Annotated in this window: 20 protein-coding genes and 1 pseudogene; 7 read left to right on the forward strand and 14 right to left on the reverse strand. The window is 43.3% G+C overall.

Annotated elements, in window-relative coordinates; translation table 11 throughout:
• Positions 1–66: 66 nt before the first annotated feature.
• The 7 genes from LAQ65_RS20775 to LAQ65_RS20805 all read right to left on the reverse strand — a co-directional run bounded on the left by LAQ65_RS20775 (position 67) and on the right by LAQ65_RS20805 (position 5,238).
• Positions 67–867: a phosphatase PAP2 family protein gene (locus LAQ65_RS20775; RefSeq protein ID WP_224118941.1), complete on the reverse strand. Its 801-nt coding sequence runs from the start codon at positions 865–867 to the stop codon at positions 67–69.
• Positions 868–871: 4 nt separating this feature from the next.
• Positions 872–1,534 carry an ureidoglycolate lyase gene (locus tag LAQ65_RS20780; RefSeq protein ID WP_224118942.1) on the reverse strand — a complete coding sequence of 221 codons (663 nt, stop codon included), beginning with the start codon at positions 1,532–1,534 and terminating at the stop codon, positions 872–874.
• A 54-nt stretch (positions 1,535–1,588) separates the two neighbouring features.
• Positions 1,589–2,419: an MBL fold metallo-hydrolase gene (locus tag LAQ65_RS20785; RefSeq protein ID WP_224118943.1), complete on the reverse strand. Its 831-nt coding sequence runs from the start codon at positions 2,417–2,419 to the stop codon at positions 1,589–1,591.
• Entirely contained in the window at positions 2,416–2,811 is a 396-nt protein-coding gene (locus LAQ65_RS20790; protein WP_224118944.1) for a PAS domain-containing protein, read from the reverse strand. Before LAQ65_RS20790 ends, LAQ65_RS20785 begins: the two co-directional genes overlap by 4 nt.
• 85 nt (positions 2,812–2,896) lie before the next feature.
• Positions 2,897–3,907, reverse strand: coding sequence for an acetylserotonin O-methyltransferase (locus LAQ65_RS20795; RefSeq protein ID WP_224118945.1), 1,011 nt, complete (start codon positions 3,905–3,907; stop codon positions 2,897–2,899).
• Between the two features lie 103 nt (positions 3,908–4,010).
• Positions 4,011–4,280 (reverse strand): DUF3764 family protein, encoded by a 270-nt coding sequence (locus tag LAQ65_RS20800; protein WP_224118946.1) that lies wholly within the window; start codon positions 4,278–4,280, stop codon positions 4,011–4,013.
• A 19-nt stretch (positions 4,281–4,299) separates the two neighbouring features.
• Positions 4,300–5,238: an NAD-dependent epimerase/dehydratase family protein gene (locus LAQ65_RS20805; protein ID WP_224118947.1), complete on the reverse strand. Its 939-nt coding sequence runs from the start codon at positions 5,236–5,238 to the stop codon at positions 4,300–4,302.
• A gap of 241 nt (positions 5,239–5,479) precedes the next feature.
• Here LAQ65_RS20805 and LAQ65_RS20810 point away from each other — a divergent pair, with 241 nt between their 5' ends.
• The 3 genes from LAQ65_RS20810 (at position 5,480) to LAQ65_RS20820 (ending at position 8,251) form a co-directional block, all read left to right on the forward strand.
• Positions 5,480–6,346, forward strand: a complete 867-nt coding sequence (locus LAQ65_RS20810) for a LytTR family transcriptional regulator DNA-binding domain-containing protein (protein WP_224118948.1) — start codon at positions 5,480–5,482, stop codon at positions 6,344–6,346.
• 126 nt (positions 6,347–6,472) lie between these two features.
• Positions 6,473–7,072, forward strand: coding sequence for a hypothetical protein (locus tag LAQ65_RS20815; protein WP_224118949.1), 600 nt, complete (start codon positions 6,473–6,475; stop codon positions 7,070–7,072).
• A 6-nt stretch (positions 7,073–7,078) separates the two neighbouring features.
• Complete coding sequence (locus LAQ65_RS20820; protein ID WP_224118950.1) at positions 7,079–8,251, forward strand: serine hydrolase domain-containing protein; 1,173 nt, start codon at positions 7,079–7,081, stop codon at positions 8,249–8,251.
• A gap of 40 nt (positions 8,252–8,291) precedes the next feature.
• On the opposite strand, the gene LAQ65_RS20825 is transcribed toward LAQ65_RS20820, so the two are convergent.
• Positions 8,292–8,447 carry a hypothetical protein gene (locus LAQ65_RS20825; protein WP_224118951.1) on the reverse strand — a complete coding sequence of 52 codons (156 nt, stop codon included), beginning with the start codon at positions 8,445–8,447 and terminating at the stop codon, positions 8,292–8,294.
• Between the two features lie 31 nt (positions 8,448–8,478).
• On the opposite strand from LAQ65_RS20825, the pseudogene LAQ65_RS21265 reads away from it, so the two are divergent.
• A pseudogene (locus LAQ65_RS21265) lies at positions 8,479–8,655 on the forward strand (molybdopterin-dependent oxidoreductase); the annotation flags it as partial.
• An 83-nt stretch (positions 8,656–8,738) separates the two neighbouring features.
• Here the strand turns inward: LAQ65_RS21265 and LAQ65_RS20835 are convergent.
• From LAQ65_RS20835 to LAQ65_RS20850, 4 genes are read right to left on the reverse strand one after another with little or no spacing between them, the layout of a single operon-like run.
• Positions 8,739–10,019, reverse strand: coding sequence for a M24 family metallopeptidase (locus LAQ65_RS20835; RefSeq protein WP_224118952.1), 1,281 nt, complete (start codon positions 10,017–10,019; stop codon positions 8,739–8,741).
• A gap of 2 nt (positions 10,020–10,021) precedes the next feature.
• Entirely contained in the window at positions 10,022–11,014 is a 993-nt protein-coding gene (locus LAQ65_RS20840) for an MlaD family protein (RefSeq protein ID WP_224118953.1), read from the reverse strand.
• Entirely contained in the window at positions 11,011–11,787 is a 777-nt protein-coding gene (locus LAQ65_RS20845; RefSeq protein WP_224118954.1) for an ABC transporter ATP-binding protein, read from the reverse strand. Before LAQ65_RS20845 ends, LAQ65_RS20840 begins: the two co-directional genes overlap by 4 nt.
• 4 nt (positions 11,788–11,791) lie before the next feature.
• Positions 11,792–12,592 carry an MlaE family ABC transporter permease gene (locus LAQ65_RS20850; protein WP_224118955.1) on the reverse strand — a complete coding sequence of 267 codons (801 nt, stop codon included), beginning with the start codon at positions 12,590–12,592 and terminating at the stop codon, positions 11,792–11,794.
• A 293-nt stretch (positions 12,593–12,885) separates the two neighbouring features.
• On the opposite strand from LAQ65_RS20850, the gene LAQ65_RS20855 reads away from it, so the two are divergent.
• Together LAQ65_RS20855 and LAQ65_RS20860 are read left to right on the forward strand one after the other, a co-directional pair.
• Complete coding sequence (locus LAQ65_RS20855) at positions 12,886–13,644, forward strand: cytochrome b/b6 domain-containing protein (RefSeq protein ID WP_224118956.1); 759 nt, start codon at positions 12,886–12,888, stop codon at positions 13,642–13,644.
• 1 nt (position 13,645) lies between these two features.
• On the forward strand, positions 13,646–14,389 hold the full coding sequence (locus LAQ65_RS20860) for a molybdopterin-dependent oxidoreductase (protein ID WP_224118957.1): 744 nt from the start codon (positions 13,646–13,648) through the stop codon (positions 14,387–14,389).
• Positions 14,390–14,411: 22 nt separating this feature from the next.
• On the opposite strand, the gene LAQ65_RS20865 is transcribed toward LAQ65_RS20860, so the two are convergent.
• On the reverse strand, positions 14,412–14,738 hold the full coding sequence (locus LAQ65_RS20865) for a DUF2490 domain-containing protein (protein WP_394369742.1): 327 nt from the start codon (positions 14,736–14,738) through the stop codon (positions 14,412–14,414).
• Here LAQ65_RS20865 and LAQ65_RS20870 point away from each other — a divergent pair.
• A complete protein-coding gene (locus LAQ65_RS20870) occupies positions 14,717–15,742 on the forward strand; it encodes a hypothetical protein (RefSeq protein ID WP_224118959.1) in 1,026 nt (341 codons plus the stop codon). The genes LAQ65_RS20865 and LAQ65_RS20870 overlap by 22 nt on opposite strands.
• 7 nt (positions 15,743–15,749) lie before the next feature.
• Here the strand turns inward: LAQ65_RS20870 and LAQ65_RS20875 are convergent, their stop codons facing one another.
• Complete coding sequence (locus LAQ65_RS20875; protein WP_224118960.1) at positions 15,750–16,223, reverse strand: YybH family protein; 474 nt, start codon at positions 16,221–16,223, stop codon at positions 15,750–15,752.
• Between the last annotated feature and the right edge of the window lie 343 nt (positions 16,224–16,566).

Raw genomic sequence — 16,566 nt, forward strand, 5'->3', positions numbered from 1 at the left:
CGGTTTAAAACTGTCCGGAGACGGGGGAATAGTTACCAACACCTCTTCCTATATTTCCTTCTTACTTCACAGTTTCTTCACCAGGCAAAGGCCGAATGTATTATTCTGGTATGTCGGCAAAATGAGGGTGCCCACAGGCTTGTCTTTGAAAAGGGCCCGGCGGATTTTGGGGTAAAGCCAGTAGCTTAGTTTCACCGAACCGATTCCTATTCCGGCGCCTGCTACTACATCGCTGAACCAGTGCTGGTTATTGTACAGTCGCAGGTAGCCCGTTGCTATCGCACATGCATAACCGGCTACGCCATACCAGGCCGATTTGCCGGCATATTCTTCCCTAAGGAATTCCGCAGACATGAAGGCTTCGGCAGTGTGACCGGAAGGGAATGAATTATAGCCCATATCGTGTGGTTCTGGAGGTAATGGTTCCTGGATGGTGTGTTTCAGGGTGTAGGTGGTACCACCCATGAGAATACTGGACATAGCTAATATCATTGTCCGGTCGCGGAAATTATTCTTACCCTTTACACCCGCAATATTCAAACCATAAACAGCAACAGCCGGCACGAATCGCAGGTAATCATCAAGGTGGATCTGGTCGTGCGGGTTGTTGGTCCAGACCTGGTCCTGGATGTGCTGGTTAAAATCCTGAAGGGCCTGTGAGCTCACTGCCGCAAATCCATAACCCACCATTATAGTCGGTATGATCAGGCCCTTCCAGGGAAACTGCCCTTCTTTCTTTGGTTTATTCTTGCTGATGGGTGCATTGGCTGCAGTATCTGGCAGCAAAGCAGTTTGCTGTGCAATTGCCGGAAAAAGCAGGAGCATCTGCAGGACCAGCAGTAATGTGACTTTCAGGATTGTCGGCATGGGTTTAAAACGCATTAAACGGCACTTCTAAAAGTACACCAAACTCCTGCGCGAAATTCACACTCACCCGGCCATGCACAGCACCCTGTTTATCAAAGAAACTGGCCTTCGTAGCGATCGGGAATATGCCTTCATGCCATATACCAGGGTGGATATACAATCCATGGCTCCCATCGAAATAAAAGTTGGTGAATTTATCCGGACTGATGTCATCACCTGGCAATGCAAGCGGCGTTACAAAAGGGGCACCCGTTATCGGGAAAAAAAGCTGGCCGCCATCTGGATGGTAATTGGCATGCCAGAGCAGCACTTTATCCGGAGCGGTTTGCAAATCTTTATATTGGTCGGCTTCATCCGGATTAACACTCCACCCTAACAGGTATTCATCTTTAACTGCGTTATTCCGGCCAAACAGCACGTCACCCTCCCACCAGAAATCAAAAATACCCTGCTTGGTACCGGCCTGGTTGCCGGTATCTGCATCAATAGGCCGGCCACCTGTTTTTGGCCACTGTACTATTTCAACCGGGAACTTTTCGTAATCATCTTTAGGCACCAGGCAACCATAACCTTTTAAGGATTCATTTGTAGCGATTACGGTTTTTACTTTATGCCATGGCAAAGAACCTGGTACATCAGGCTTAAGGTAGTTAACGGGTTGGGACATTCGGTGTATTGCTGTTAGTTAAAATTAAAAATACCAAAAAGAAGTTCAAATCCTTTATGGCAATTCAATTTCTCTTCCCTCAATTGCCAGTTCAAAGGGGAATGGGTAGCTTACCTCTTTTTGTAGCTCTGAAAATATTTCACTCAGCAATTTATCATTGTGCAAGGGATCATGATGGGTTAACACCAGGTGTTTGACTGCTGCCAGGGAAGCAAACCTGATAGCGTCTTCCATACTGGAATGGCCCCATCCGATTTTATTAGTGTATTCCCGGGCGGTATACTGTGCATCGTGCATCAAAAGGTCGGCATTTGCAACAAGGTCAAATCCTGATATCCATTTTGTATCTGTTAGTAATCCTGTTAATCCCAGGGCAGGTTCATGGTCGGGAATGTACGCTAATACCGAATGTTGCCCGGTAATGCGGTACCCAACCGTTGGGCCCGGATGAATAACAAAGCGGGATTCAATGGTAAAGGGGCCTATTTCAAAAACACTGTTGTCAATATCGTGCAGGATTAGTGTGCAGGGCAGTTCGCGGAGCAGTACCGGGAATAAAGGCGGTGAAAGATATCGGCTAATCCGGGCGTGAAGGCTTTGCGTGGCACTTGCCGGGCCCCAGATGTGGACTTCCATATCCTGATTAAAAAGCGGACTGAAAAAACCAAGTCCCTGTATATGGTCAAAATGCAAATGGGTCAATAATATATCAACCCTTTTAATGCTTGAAGGCAGGGTAACTTTTTGCATACCTGAGCCGCCATCAAGAACAAGGTACCAATCATTTTCAGACACTACCGTGCAGGAAGTGTTACCACCATAATATGAAGTATCGGTGCCCGAGGTGGGAATAGAGCCGCGAACCCCCTTCAATGAGATTTTCATATTTCATTTGTTTCCCAGAAAATGGCAACAGCGCCTAAAAATTTACCAGCCCTCCCTATAATCGGATATGATGTTACGGCTATTTTTTCAGCTAACCCTTTCATGCTTTCAATCCAGAATATTTTGTGGTGGGGCTGTTGGTCATTCAATGTCTTTACAAGCGGCAGCTGCTCAGGTGGCATAGGTGCTCTAAACTCATCCAGCGGTTTGAAGATCGTGGACCAGGTTTCAACGGGCATTTCACCGGTATCTTCAAAATTGGTTCCAAAGATTTTTTCTGCAGGATCATTATAGTAAATAAGGTTGCCTATCGTGTCCGTGATAAAGACTGGTATAGAAAGGCAATCGGCCAGTTGGCGGTTTAAAATAATCTCAATTTCATATGCAGCCATAAGGGGCAATATTGAATTAGTGCCTCTTAAATATAAGGAAATTAGATGAAAATGTATATTGCCGCACTGGCCTTTTAACTGGCGGCTACAGTGCACTGCCTTCCACAACACTAAGGTCGTGCATGAAAGGAACTATGCGATCCACTTTCAAACCGGCTTTCGCAAATATATTCTCGAACTGGATGCGGGTCCGCTCCTTGCCACCGACCATCAGCATGGTAAGGTCAAGCAATTTAAAAGGACTCGGTTCATTACCGTCCTGGATAACCGCTTCAACAACCAATACCTTTCCACCGGGATTCATGGCTTTCCTGCAATTAGTAAGGATTTTAACGGCGTCTTCATCACTCCAGTCGTGGAGGATATGCCGCATTATATACCCATCGCCACCTTCAACAACCTGCTCAAAAAAGTTGCCCGAAGCCAACTGGCAGCGGTCGCCTAAACCACTTGCGGTTATATTAGCCCTTGCCCGGTCTATTACATGGGGCAGGTCAAATAATATGCCTTTTTGACCCTTGTTTTTATGCAGGACGCTGCTAATCACTTCGCCATTTCCTCCACCTATGTCTGCCAAGGTTTTGAAATGTGAAAAATCATAGGCATCTACCATGGGCGCGGTCTCACCCCCATGGATATCCGTCATCATGCGATCAAAAATCTTTGCCTCGGCTGGGTTCCTGCCCAGGTATTCAAAAACCTTCATGCCTATCGCCTTTTCGAATCCGCCATCACCGGTTTGAACAGCATATGGCAACTCATCGTAAGCTTTAAACCATACATTCCCACATCCCAGGGACATGGCCTTCACGGTATCGGGACTATCTTCCCTGAGGCATTCTGCCATTGGTGTCAGTGAAAACTTGCCGTTTGGATCTGCAGCAAAAATTCCTGCACTGGCTAATGCGCGCATAAGCCGGAATAGGGATTCCTCGTGGGCACCTGTTTTAACTGCAAGTTCGGCGCAATTCATGGGACCGTTAGCTGCGATCAAATCAGCTATATCCAGCTTTGTTGCAACGTAAATAGCTTTCGAAACCACAAAGCCAAAAATCATTTGGCTGAGTATTATTTTTGGCGGCATATTATTTTCCATGAAATTGATTTTAAATGTTAATTGTTACGTTATACTCGCCCTAAGCATACCCATAAAAAGCGATTTGAATATTTACTTTAGCATGTTGCCTATTTGTAAGCAATCAGACCTTGTTTAAAAGCTTAACCTCAGGCATTCCTATTACACCGCCTTTTTCCATCGCTACTTTTAAATCGGGGTTTGACATGAAACCTTTTACCGCATCCATGCCTGGGGCTTCACCAACCAGGGTTATCATATTTGGATTGTCAACTGACCGGTACATACTTGAAATGTGGAGCCCCGCTATTACACGGTTTTCTTCATCAGCATCATACACTTTCTTCCAGTCAGAAAAATCTTTTACCTCGTGGGTTAAAATTACTGTGATCATTTTTTTTTGATTATAATTGTTATGCCGAAAATTGATTTAATGGAATGATTGCGGGATTAAATACCACACCCAGTTCCTTTTTTGCAAGGTTATTGCTATAAAATATTTCTGGCTTGTGCTTAGGTGCCTGGTTATTCAGCATTAAATGAATATCAGACACCCTGTAAGTTTCGCTCGACAATAAATAATTCTTCCCATTAAGGCCCTTTGTCGTAGCCGCTTTATAAATACATTCAGCTACGTCGGCTACATCTACCATGGCAAATTCTGTATCATTTTCATATAACATCTGAACAAAAGGATTCGGGGCAATTTTATTTTTAAACAGGTATTGCATACCCATAGATGTTGAGTCCTGCCTTGTTGATATTGCCTTCCCTACAACAAATACAGGGGAAACGGTGGTAATTTCAAAATCCAGCTTAGGATGATCCCCTATATATTTTTTAACAGCCTGGTTGGCTAAGAATTTTGCCTGTCCATAGGGGTGGCTTTCTTCACTCATAAAAGGTTCATCGTCTTCATTGAATTGCTGGTCCCGGGTTTTGTTTCCGGGCAAAAGGGGGAAATTAGTATTATAACCAGCAACCGACGCGATGATGACTACTTTTTCTATTCCTGGTGTTTGTTGAACAGCTTCCAGGAAGTTTTCAGTGCCCTTGATTGTAGGGTCGAATAATTCAGCTTTGGGGTCCTTAACATCAAGCTGGAAAGGTGTGCCGCCATGAATAACGATAGAACAATCCTTCAAAAACTGGACTAGTGCTATTTTGTCTTCAACATCAAGTTGCACGATCTCCAGGTGTTGGGCATTTGGCAATTGGAGCAAATGTTCATATTTCTCCATTTTGGAAAGATCTGTTGTAGATACTTTCACTGCATATCCTTCGCCAAGGAATTTTTTAGTATTATAACTTCCAATAAAACCTGACCCGCCAATAATGCCAACTTTTTTCATGGTAAAACCGTTTTGTTATGGATAACGTTCTTTAAACTTTTGTCCCATAACCTACGATTTTCTTAAGTCCAAAATGCCTGGCACAGGATGAAAGACGGTTAAAACTGTCCGGGGAGGGAAAATATTTACCGGGGATCCGTGGTTTAAGGATGGAGTATATATGAAGGGTCCTGGAAGATAGTTAGAAGCAAGAAACAAGCTTAATTTTGATCAATAGCAAGACACCATAAAGATGAAAGAAATGGAGGGACTACTTTATTCAAACACCAATGACCATCGCCAGGTTAATGACCGGTGGATTTTTTGGTGGATCCTCCCCATAGTCCCTTTAATTGTGGTGCATGTTGGAAATGATAACAGCCTGGCCGTATTACTCAAAACGCCAAGTTATTACTCAGATTTACTCCTGGCCTTCCTGGTCACCTACCTGACCGGATACTATTTGAGGATAATATATTTACAGGCAGACCGGAAATTCGACTGGTATACATCAATCGCTGCTCGGGTAAAATGGCTGTTTATCTATTCATTTTTATGTCCTCTTTTTATTGCCCTCACCATTGAATTACTGTACCTCGTATTGTTCCTCAGGATACCACTTAAAGGCAGTTCCGTATTCTACCTTGAATTGCCTTTGTTTGCACTGGTTTTACTCCTGCTCAATTTCACCTATTCATTTTTGTACTTCCGGAAATACAACGCAACTATCCTTACTACCTTTGCAAAATATCAATCTTCCACTGGGAATAAATCCGATACGAAGAAAGGAAGGCGGGACTTTTTAGTAACTTCTGGTGCAACGTCTGTTATGGTTGGTGCACATGAGATAGCTTACTTTATGGTTATGAACAAAACCACATTCCTGGTTACGCTAAAAAATGAAAAATATCTCTACAATGCTTCCCTGGATAAAATTATGGCCGACCTGCAGCAGCGGGATTTCTTCCAGCTAAACCGCCAAATTATTGCCAGCCGCCAGGCCATTAAGGGATTTGAAAATACAGCCACCAGGAAATTGTCTATTCAGTTATTCCCTTCACCAGCAGACCCGGTATTTGTCGCCAAAGCAAAAACCGGATTATTCCTGGAATGGTTGAAAGCGAGCTAAGTCCGGTTGGGCAATTTGTACCTGTCCGCTTCAACCTATTTATTGCCTGTTTGGGAAAATGACCGACTGAAGTATGCCGGGACCAGGCCCTGGCCGCCCTTATTTTACAACTTTAAAACAGGGTCCATGCCAGTAAGCATCATTCGCAAATTCGTCTTTATTTGCATTTTGGGAGCTGCACCAATTTATTTGAATGCACAGCCGCCCATTACCGTTACCCTTCAAAACGAAGCGACCGCCATACCCTTCACAAAACTGTTCACAAGGCCTGTTCATCCAGGCGTGCAACTGGGTACGGAAGGCAATTATTCCCGGCATAACTTATCCCGCTTATACCAGACCATCAGTATCGGGTATATATTTCACCGTCATTTGTTTAAGGGTATATATATCCATACTGCATTGGGCTATGACTATGGATTCCATTCCGGGTTCAACCTGAAAGCACAGGTTGGATTAGGCTATATGCAGAGTTTTACCACCGGGAAAGAATACCAGTTCAGCCAGGGGGAATATAAAGCGGGTCGCGATAGGGGAAATAGTCGCTTTATATTTTCTGTTGCACCCGGACTGGGTTACCGGCTTCAACAAAACAACACAGACTCTCCAGAAATTTTTACCCTGTACAATTGTTGGTTCGAGTATCCCTATTCCCCTGGGTTCATACCTGTGATGACGCATATCAGCCAGGAATTAGGTTATAGTTTTTACCCGGATAATAAATAATAAGCTATGCAAAAATTCATATTCAACCTGGTTACTTTACTCGCATGCTTACCTGTTACATCACCAGCCCAAACAAGCACAGAGGCTCTGCAACATTTGCTGGATGAACTTACGGGGTCAGGCGTACCGGGGATCACGATGAGTATCAATTACGCAGATACCAATCTTTGGCTGGGTGCATCGGGTTATGCTAATTTACAAAGCCGCACCAGGATGAACCCAAACAATATAACCAGGATGGGCAGTACAGTGAAGACCATCACGGCCACAACCATATTATTGTTACAGGAGGAAGGCAAACTGCAACTGGATGATAAGATAACTTCCTATTTATCAAAAGACCAGTTGAAAGGCATCAGGAATGCTGAGCTGGCTACCATCAGGCAATTGCTGAACCATTCCAGCGGTATTTTCAATTATATTCAGGATAGTCACTTCCAGGCCGCCTCGCTGAATAATTTAACAAAGGAATGGCACGCAGAAGATCTGTTGAAATATGCCCGGAATAAACAACCGTATTTTAAGTTAGGTGCCGATGTGCGGTATTCCAATACGAACTATATTCTATTGGGTTGGATCATAGAAAAAGTATGCGGCAAACCATTCTGGTCGGTTTTCCAGGAAAAGATATTTACTCCCCTTGACTTTACCCAAACCCGGTTTGCTGCTACAGACAAAGTTCCTGCTGGCATAGTGCATGGTTATATTGATCTTTACAGTAACCTGAATGTAATAGATGCTACCAATTATAGTGGCTGGGATTATTTTACGGCAGATGGCGGGTTGATTTCCAATGTTGCTGAGTTGAATTTATTCCTGACGAGTTTGTGTACCGGGAAAATTATTTCAGAGGCTTCGTTTCAGGAGATGGTAAATGGTATTCCTGCAAAAGCAATTGACCCTCCATTTTTTCCAATAGAATACGGACTGGGTATTTTCAAAATGGACACGCCCTGGGGGGAAGCCTGGTTCCATAGCGGTGATGCTATAGGCTATTATGCATGTATGGTGTATTTCCCAAAATCCCGTACAACCATTGTATGGAGTGCCAACGGCAATTATGGTAAGATCGATCCATTCATTTCATCAAAAGAAGCCATGGAAAAAATTTTCACAACAATATTCGGCAAAGTTGTCGCATCCAATGCAACCTGCTTTGCAATACCCCTCTTGCCATAGAACTTATCGTTGACTTTGTCAAGGGTTATTATATTAGTTTTTACGCTTTTTTTTCTCTTTTAATAAACCCTTCCAATTCTTTATTGTTGGGTAATGCTACTAAATATTGCGCTACAAATACTTTATCTTCTATGCCTGCCGTGGCAAATTCAACATATTCCTGATCTTTTCCTGCGCAACGCTTTACTTCTCGCACAAAGGTCACCAGGCATACCTGTAAAGAAGGCTTGACTGCTATCGCAGAATGGACAGTCGTAACACTCAGCCAAGTACTTCAACACGCAGGGATCCTGGCGTATGCTATGACAGGTCGCGACCTTCCGGTTCCGCACAGTGCACCTGTTCGCCTGAGGGAAGGGAAACAAATCGGTTATAAAAGCGTGAAGTATTTACAGCGCATAGCGGTCACCGATGAATTTGTGGATGTGGGCGATACTCGTTGGTCCTGGTATAACGACATCTTATATATAGCGTTGATCGCCGTCGCTTATCCAAATGGCTCGAAGATGGATTTGCCCTGCGGCGTGAACCAGTTGGGGCCTGCTTCCGTCATGTATACACAATCTTCCATCCTCACCCCGAATTCGCCAACAATGGCAATAGTAGGTTCGATACTAAAACACATGCCCGGCTCCAGCAATTTTTTGTTGCCACGTACCATATTACCCCATTCATGGCCGTCCATACCAATTCCATGGCCTGTGCGGTGTGGTAATCCGGGTAATTTATAGTCAGGGCCAAATCCGGCATCTGTAATCACTTTCCGTGCTGCGGCATCCACATTTTCACATGGTGCCCCGATTTGTGCCGCCGCAAATCCGGCAGCCTGCGCTTTTTTCTCCAGGTTCCATATCTCCTGTTGGCGCTTAGTCGGTTCCCCGCTGAATACAACTGTCCGGGTAATATCAGAGCAATAACCCTCTACCTTGCAGCCACAATCCATCAATACCATGTCGCCCTTCTTCAGTTTAACCGGAACCTTTGTGCCATGCGGGAAAGCGGATGCTTCGCCAAACAGGCATAAAGCAAAATCAGCAGCACCACCTAATTCACCCTGTGCCTTGTTGATGATGCCGACAAGTTCATTGGGTGACATTCCCTCCCTGAGTTGGCTCACACCAATTTTAATTGCAGCCAGGGTGATATCGCTGGCCTTTTGCATCAGGGCGATTTCGGCCGGGGATTTTATCATTCGGCAAGCCGCCGACACAGGGTCCCCGCTTACAAACTGCAAATGCGGCGCTGCTTTGTGCATACCATCAGCAATAAAAAACCGTACCTCTTCTTCTACACCGATCGGCCCCGATATAACACCGGAATCCTTAAAGGTTCTTGCAATCAGGGCATACGGGCTCTCATCTTCCTGCCAGGTGAAAACATCCTGGCCAATGATGATTTGTTCGCGCAAACGGGATTCTTCAAAAGCCGGACAAACATATTTCACCGGTCCGTTTGCCGGGATGATCGCGACCATAGTGCGCTCACTCGGCCACCATTTAATTCCGGTAAAATAATCTAGTGAAGTACCGCAATCCAAAACCAGCGCACCCATCTTGTTTTTCCTTAATAAGCTTTGGGCTTGATCGATCCGCGCCATTCGCTCCTGCAGGGTGATAGGAACTACATCGCCAGCCATATATCCCAAATTGGGAAGATTGGAGTTTTGTAGTTGAACAGGGCGGGCAGACGCTTTTGCGCCCAGTCCCAGGAAATAACCGGATGCAGCTAATGCAGCCAGGTTGATAAAATTTCTTCTGCGTATGGACATACTTATTGTTTTTTTGCCTTTTCTTGTTTCTTGAAATAGCCCCTGAATAAAAAATTATCCTGCAATGCCCGCAGGTCCTCATCTAATTTCTTACTGCTCGTTTCCAGGTTCTTAATAATGACTTTGATCGAAGCGGCTGTTGCTGTATCATTTAATATCACACCAGCAGCATTATCAGCCTTGTTTAATTTTTCACTTGCGGCATTAAGGTTACTGGTTAACGCTGCAACAGCATCAGCAGATTTTTCCAATTGTTCCAATGTGGTTTTAATTTCCCGGTACATAATTGTATCGGATACAAGATCGTTAATCGAATTTCCCGGCTCATTTAATTTTCCTGATACATTTTTTAAATCTGACAAAACGTTCTTACCGGTTACAGAAACTGTTTTGAAATTTGATACAGTTGCCTGCAATTTATCCAAAGTGTTATTTAATTTGTTAGCCATGGACGGGTCATTTATCAACGCAGACACCAACCCTTGCCCACTATTTATTTTCTTACTGATACTTTTGAAGTCACTGGTTATTTCAAACAAATTTTTACTACTGGATTGCAGGATGGCCAGCATATCATCCATGCTCGACGATTTTTCCACTTGTAACAGGTCATCCGTTTCTACAGGCAACATGGTAGAATCCCCATCATATATAATTACAATCCTGTTCCCTATTAAGCCGTCGGAACCAATCTTTGCCCTGGCATTTTTACGGATATGGGATTGTACTGATTTTTCGATACTCAAAGTAACATCCACCTGGGAGTTCCCAAAAAATTGTATGTCTTTTACTGTTCCCACCTTTACCCCTGAAAACCAGACATTCCCGCCTTTATTCAAACCGGCCACATCATTGAAAATGGCATGGATGGTAAACGATTTTACAAAAGTTTTTTTCTGCCCGCCCAAAGTAAATATGGTCACGACCAGGATTGCAATTCCTAAAAGGATGAATATCCCTACAATTACAGGCCTTTTATTTTTAATTGTGATCATTTGTTGATAAAATTATAATCATGGAAACTCCTGGTTATTTCATTATCCCTACTGAATATCTCGTCAAACGATCCGGGTTCCAGGAACTTGCCTTCCTCTATCACAGTAACTTTGTCGGCAGTGGTTTTTGCACAGGTAAGGTCATGTGTAATGATTACAGAAGTGGCATTGTACTGTTGCTGTACCCTAACAATCAGGTTATTAATATCAACACTTGTCATCGGGTCAAGGCCTGCTGTCGGCTCATCATACAACATGATTTCCGGCTTCATAATCAGCATACGGGCTATTCCGATCCTCTTTTTTTGTCCTCCGGAAAGTTCATCAGGCATTTTATCAATGGATTCCGATAATCCGACACCTCCCAAAACAGATTCAATCGCCAGTTGAATTTCGCTGTTGCTTAAATCGCGCTTGTTCCTGGTAAGCGGGAAAGCAAGATTTTCCCGTACACTCATACTGTCATATAAAGCGCTGCTCTGGAATGAAAAGCCGATTTTTGTCCTGAGTGCCTGCAATTCTTTCCTGCCTATTTTATCTATCTCCTGGCCCAGCACTTTCACAATACCGCTGTCTGGCTTTATTAATCCGGATATGATTTTAATCAATACAGATTTCCCGCTTCCGGACCTGCCAAGAACGGCAATATTCTCCCCTTTGAAGATGTCAATATTAATTCCATCAAGCACTAAATTACCTTCAAAAGATTTTTTCAAGTCCCTTATTGAAATCACAGGTTCACCTGTGTCATGGTCTGATTCTTTTTCTGGCATATCCTTACCGTATTGCATTTATAACTTGAACAATCACCATTTCCTCCACAAAAATCATAAACATTGAGATTACTACAGCAGAGTTTGCCGCCATACCAACACCACGGGTTCCGTTTTTAGCATAATAACCCTGGTAACATCCCGCTATACCAACAGTAAAACCATAACAGATTGCTTTTATTATAGAAGAATTAATATCCAAAAAAGAGATGGAATTGAAGGCACTGTGAAAAAAGGCTACAAAACTTGTATGTTCATTCTGGTGGATATTTAAATAAGCACCCAACATCCCGATTAACCCGGTATAAAATACCAGTATAGGCAACATTAAAGTTATAGCAATTACCCTTGTAACTACTAAATATTTAAAAGGATTTGTCCCGGATACTTCCATGGCATCAATCTGTTCGGTTACTTTCATGGACCCTAATTCAGCGCCCATATTTGAACCGATTTTCCCGGCTGCAATCAATGCGGTAACCAATGGTGCCAGGGCCCTGATAACCGCAATCGAAATCAATGAAGGCAGCCAGGAAGTTGCACCAAATTCTGCCAGGGAGGGCCTGGACTGTTTCGTAAAAACAACTCCTGTAATAAACCCGGTCAAAGAAATTAATGACAAAGACCTGACCCCCACATAATAACATTGGTTGATGATCTCTTTCCATTCAAAAGGCGATAAAAATGCTTCTTTAAAAAAAAGGATAATGAATTGGTAAACATTATATATCCCGGTGAAGAACTCATCTGCCTTTTTGGAAAGCACGTATCTCCTTATTGGTATATTTTCAATATGAGGTTCCATATGTTGCAGGTATTTAAAGTACTGCTTTACTATTTATAAATGTACAATAATGGAAAATATAAAAGCAGGAAGGTTTAACCCATCAGCACTGCAAATTTGGAGTTATGATTCATCTTAAGACTTTAATTTAAAATTGAGTATATGTTTTGAAGACATTATTTTTTGTATCTCTGCCCTGAGGAACCAGGCATACTTAAGCGCAATTTTCCTGATAGGAATTTTATGTACAGCCAGGGCTCAACACCTCCAGAACAAAACCTCCCCAAAAAAATGTATATTTAATTACATTAACCATGAGCTCTCCAAATAACCAAAGCACTGCAACCACCCCGCACAAACGTTGGGTAAAAGGATCTCATTGGATCATCACCCTGAGTTTTCTCGCATTGGCTTTTACCGGCTTTGAAATGATCATGGTTCACCCGCGGTTCTACTGGGGCGAAGTGGGTAACGACCTTACCCCCGCCCTCTTCGAATTGCCCGTCAGCCGGAACTATAAGCATGGTGGATGGGAAAACAGCAGTCCCTTTTTCGCACAGCAGGGATCACCAATTACCGCTAGCCGCACCTATGATATTTTCAACCAGAATGGCTGGGGACGAAGCTTACATTTCCTGGCTGGCTGGTTCCTCGTAGTGACTGGCCTTGTTTACCTGCTGGCAGGTTTATTCACCGGCCATTTCCGGCGAAACCTCTGGCCCGGATCAAAAGAGTTTACCCTTCAAAACTTCCGGCTAGACCTCGCCAGCCATTTGCGGATGCAGATTCCGCCCGCGGCCAATGGTCCGCATTACGGCCTCCTGCAAAAATCAACCTACCTGGCTGTGATCTTCTTCCTGCTGCCTTTGATCACACTAACGGGCATGACTATGTCTCCCGCCATTACCGCAGCCTACCCGTTCCTTTTAAAAATCTTCTTTGGCGCCCAATCAGCCCGCACCATCCACTTTTTTGCTTCCATCGCACTTGAAGGCTTTCTTATCGTTCATGTGCTGATGGTCATCAAGTCGGGATTCAAACAACAAATACTTTCTATGACCTGGGGGAAATAACATGAAAAAGAATTACCTGTTTACCAGAAGACAAATAATACTAACCGGCCTTAGCGGCATCGGTGGACTGTTACTGCCCGGATGTTCCAAAAAGTTACCGCCAACCTATGGTAATATCCTGCGCATGGGCGACGTGCTAACTTATGTCGTGCATCGCACCCTGCTACCCGGACAGTCAATGGCCCGCGAATACCAGCATAGCGACATCTCTTCTTTCCCGGCTACGGGAACTACCAATCCGGCAGACGAGACCAGCAAATATTACAGCGAAGCCTGGGGAAAATTCCATCATGGCGAATTTGCCAACTGGGGCTTATCCATTGAAGGCCTTGTAGCCCGGCCCGGGTCCTATTCCCTTGCGACCCTGCAAAGCTTTCCGAACCGGACGCAGATCACCAGGCATACCTGCGAGGAAGGGTGGACCGCCATCGCAGAGTGGACGGGTGTTCCACTCGGCTATGTATTGCAACAAGCCGGGATCCAGCCGAATGCGCGCTTTGTGAATTGCTACGCCTACGATGATTACATGGAAAGTATTGACATGCTCGATGCCTTCCACCCGCAGACGATACTTGCCTATGGTATGAATGGTCGCAACCTTCCGGTTCAGCATGGCGCGCCTGTCCGACTGAGAGTAGAGAAACAAATTGGTTATAAGAGCGTCAAGTATTTAAAGCGCATAGTGGTCACCGATGAATTTGTGGATGTGGGCGACACCGGCTGGTCATGGTATAATGGCATTTAATTCCAACCATACGGATCCAATTCTAATAAATAACCTGGCAGTTAATTTCTTTTTTACTGAATGCAAGATTGTTAAAGAATACAATTTTGAATTGGCCCCTGCTCGTGGTTTCCTGGATTTGGGTCATAAACCCGAGCTCTATTTTTAAGTCATTTTTGACTACATAGCCTAGCGCACCATAAAGCCTGTCGCGGTCAAAGACTGGTTTCTCCCCGTTTAAAATAAATTTATTATAGGCAAAGGCATAGAATCTGTTCCTGGCCATCGTTTTTATACGCGTATTAATTGTTAACTTACATAGGGATGTCTTTATAAATTGCATATAATATGAAAAGGTATTTTTCATCATATCTGGTAGTCGTAATGTGTCTGATCAGCCTGCCTGTTTTTTCACAGACAGAGAAGGATACAACAGCCTTGTTAGGCTTGCCTGGAGACAACCTTGATCTTTATGCCGTACTGACGCTTTTCCAAAAGTCAAAAACGATTGAAGCCTTTGAAAAATCTTTAAATGAAGAAAACAATGGTATAAATAACCTGGATTTAAACCTTGACAATAAAGTTGATTTTATTAAAGTGGTTACCAAGAAAAAGGATGAGTCATATACATTTATACTTCAGGTTGATGTCTCCAAAACTGAAACCCAGGATGTTGCAGTCATTTTATTAGATAAAGATAAAAATAAGAAAGTTTCCATGCAGATAGTTGGTGACGAGGATTTGTACGGAAAAGATTATGTGGTTGAGCCAAAAGGAAATTCTTCAATTACTGCAAATCCGGGGTATACAGGAACAGAACCTGTTAAAGAGAATGTTCCTGCTACAACAACTACAGTGGTTCAAACAGCACCAATTGTACAGTATGTATATTCACCTGCATATGTGCCCTATGTTCCACCTTATTATTACGGATTTTATCCGCCTTATTTTGCATTTGCCACATGTATAGCTGTTGGTATATATCGCGCTAATTGCTGGGGTTACCATGGTGGTTATTATGGCGGCCATTATGGTGGTGGCAATACAGTTATCATCAATAACAGGAATAATTATAATAATTACAATAATAATAAAATGAGGTCCAATACCGTGGCCGATAATAAGGCCAGGGGTAATTATGGTGGTGGTAACAGGGCTTCTGCGTCAACGCGTCCGGCTACAGGGGCAAACCGACCTTCCGATGGAAGAGCTTCTGCTTCAACGCGTCCATCAACATCAAATCAAATGGGATCATCCCGTACCAGGGGAGGCGGAGGTGGAGGTTATAGTGGAGGTGGCGGTGGCAGTTTTAGCGGAGGAGGCGGCCGAGGTGGCGGTGGCGGCAGAGGTGGTGGTGGCGGCAGAAGACGATAATGTCTCTTTATTGAATTGGCATATCAGAAGCACTCATTTCTCTTACGGATACATATTTACCATTTCTTTTTTCAAAAAGAACCATATAATTTCCAGTATTAATGGCAGTGTTAGCGGAGTCTAATACTTTATAATAGCCAATTTCCACAACCTGGTTCCCATCATTTGAAGGAAAAACTTCGTTAGTCTTAAATGAAATGATATTGGTATTTGAATCTAAATCGGATTTTAAAAATTCTACAATTGCTGCTTTGCCTACTAAAGGTGCTTTGTTTTGGTAAAAGGTTGTCGCATCATCTGCATAATAGCCTATATTTTTCACTTCCCCGGTATTGTAGAGCTTGGCATATTCATCTTCCTTGGCTTGAATTTCTTTTTTAATTTCTTCTTTATCAACCACCTTATCCATCTTACTATTACAGGCGAACAGAATGGTCATTACAGATCCTGATAATACTCCTTTTATGATCTTATTTTTCATAATTATAAAGTGCTTGATTACGTATTAATAATTAAACCTGTTGGCTTAAAAGTATGATAAAAATAAAACACCTGTCAAGGGTTTTTCTTTTTAGGAAACACGCTATTAAATTACTAAAAAATAGTGGTAACCTTTCAACTGAAGATTTACATCAGCCCCTAATGATTTTACCAATCCCCCTTTATCACCACTTCACACCGCAGTAACATAAACACCTTAAAATTTCAAAAACTGCACCGCTGACGAACCTATTGCTCCTGTTGCACCATTAATCATGGCTTTCTGTCCGGCTATGGGTTTTACCATACCAACCTTATTAAATGTATAATATCTCCCCTGCACT

The sequence above is a fragment of the Flavihumibacter profundi genome (assembly GCF_020076305.1).
Lineage (GTDB): Bacteria > Bacteroidota > Bacteroidia > Chitinophagales > Chitinophagaceae > Flavihumibacter > Flavihumibacter profundi.

Bases quoted from the DNA above. Each gene is read 5' to 3' on its own strand.
- LAQ65_RS20775 (WP_224118941.1), bottom strand. From the start codon at position 867: ATGCCGACAATCCTGAAAGTCACATTACTGCTGGTCCTGCAGATGCTC.
- LAQ65_RS20780 (WP_224118942.1), bottom strand. From the start codon at position 1,534: ATGTCCCAACCCGTTAACTACCTTAAGCCTGATGTACCAGGTTCTTTG.
- LAQ65_RS20785 (WP_224118943.1), bottom strand. From the start codon at position 2,419: ATGAAAATCTCATTGAAGGGGGTTCGCGGCTCTATTCCCACCTCGGGC.
- LAQ65_RS20790 (WP_224118944.1), bottom strand. From the start codon at position 2,811: ATGGCTGCATATGAAATTGAGATTATTTTAAACCGCCAACTGGCCGAT.
- LAQ65_RS20795 (WP_224118945.1), bottom strand. From the start codon at position 3,907: ATGGAAAATAATATGCCGCCAAAAATAATACTCAGCCAAATGATTTTT.
- LAQ65_RS20800 (WP_224118946.1), bottom strand. From the start codon at position 4,280: ATGATCACAGTAATTTTAACCCACGAGGTAAAAGATTTTTCTGACTGG.
- LAQ65_RS20805 (WP_224118947.1), bottom strand. From the start codon at position 5,238: ATGAAAAAAGTTGGCATTATTGGCGGGTCAGGTTTTATTGGAAGTTAT.
- LAQ65_RS20810 (WP_224118948.1), top strand. From the start codon at position 5,480: ATGGAGGGACTACTTTATTCAAACACCAATGACCATCGCCAGGTTAAT.
- LAQ65_RS20815 (WP_224118949.1), top strand. From the start codon at position 6,473: ATGCCAGTAAGCATCATTCGCAAATTCGTCTTTATTTGCATTTTGGGA.
- LAQ65_RS20820 (WP_224118950.1), top strand. From the start codon at position 7,079: ATGCAAAAATTCATATTCAACCTGGTTACTTTACTCGCATGCTTACCT.
- LAQ65_RS20835 (WP_224118952.1), bottom strand. From the start codon at position 10,019: ATGTCCATACGCAGAAGAAATTTTATCAACCTGGCTGCATTAGCTGCA.
- LAQ65_RS20840 (WP_224118953.1), bottom strand. From the start codon at position 11,014: ATGATCACAATTAAAAATAAAAGGCCTGTAATTGTAGGGATATTCATC.
- LAQ65_RS20845 (WP_224118954.1), bottom strand. From the start codon at position 11,787: ATGCCAGAAAAAGAATCAGACCATGACACAGGTGAACCTGTGATTTCA.
- LAQ65_RS20850 (WP_224118955.1), bottom strand. From the start codon at position 12,592: ATGGAACCTCATATTGAAAATATACCAATAAGGAGATACGTGCTTTCC.
- LAQ65_RS20855 (WP_224118956.1), top strand. From the start codon at position 12,886: ATGAGCTCTCCAAATAACCAAAGCACTGCAACCACCCCGCACAAACGT.
- LAQ65_RS20860 (WP_224118957.1), top strand. From the start codon at position 13,646: ATGAAAAAGAATTACCTGTTTACCAGAAGACAAATAATACTAACCGGC.
- LAQ65_RS20870 (WP_224118959.1), top strand. From the start codon at position 14,717: ATGAAAAGGTATTTTTCATCATATCTGGTAGTCGTAATGTGTCTGATC.
- LAQ65_RS20865 (WP_394369742.1), bottom strand. From the start codon at position 14,738: ATGATGAAAAATACCTTTTCATATTATATGCAATTTATAAAGACATCC.
- LAQ65_RS20875 (WP_224118960.1), bottom strand. From the start codon at position 16,223: ATGAAAAATAAGATCATAAAAGGAGTATTATCAGGATCTGTAATGACC.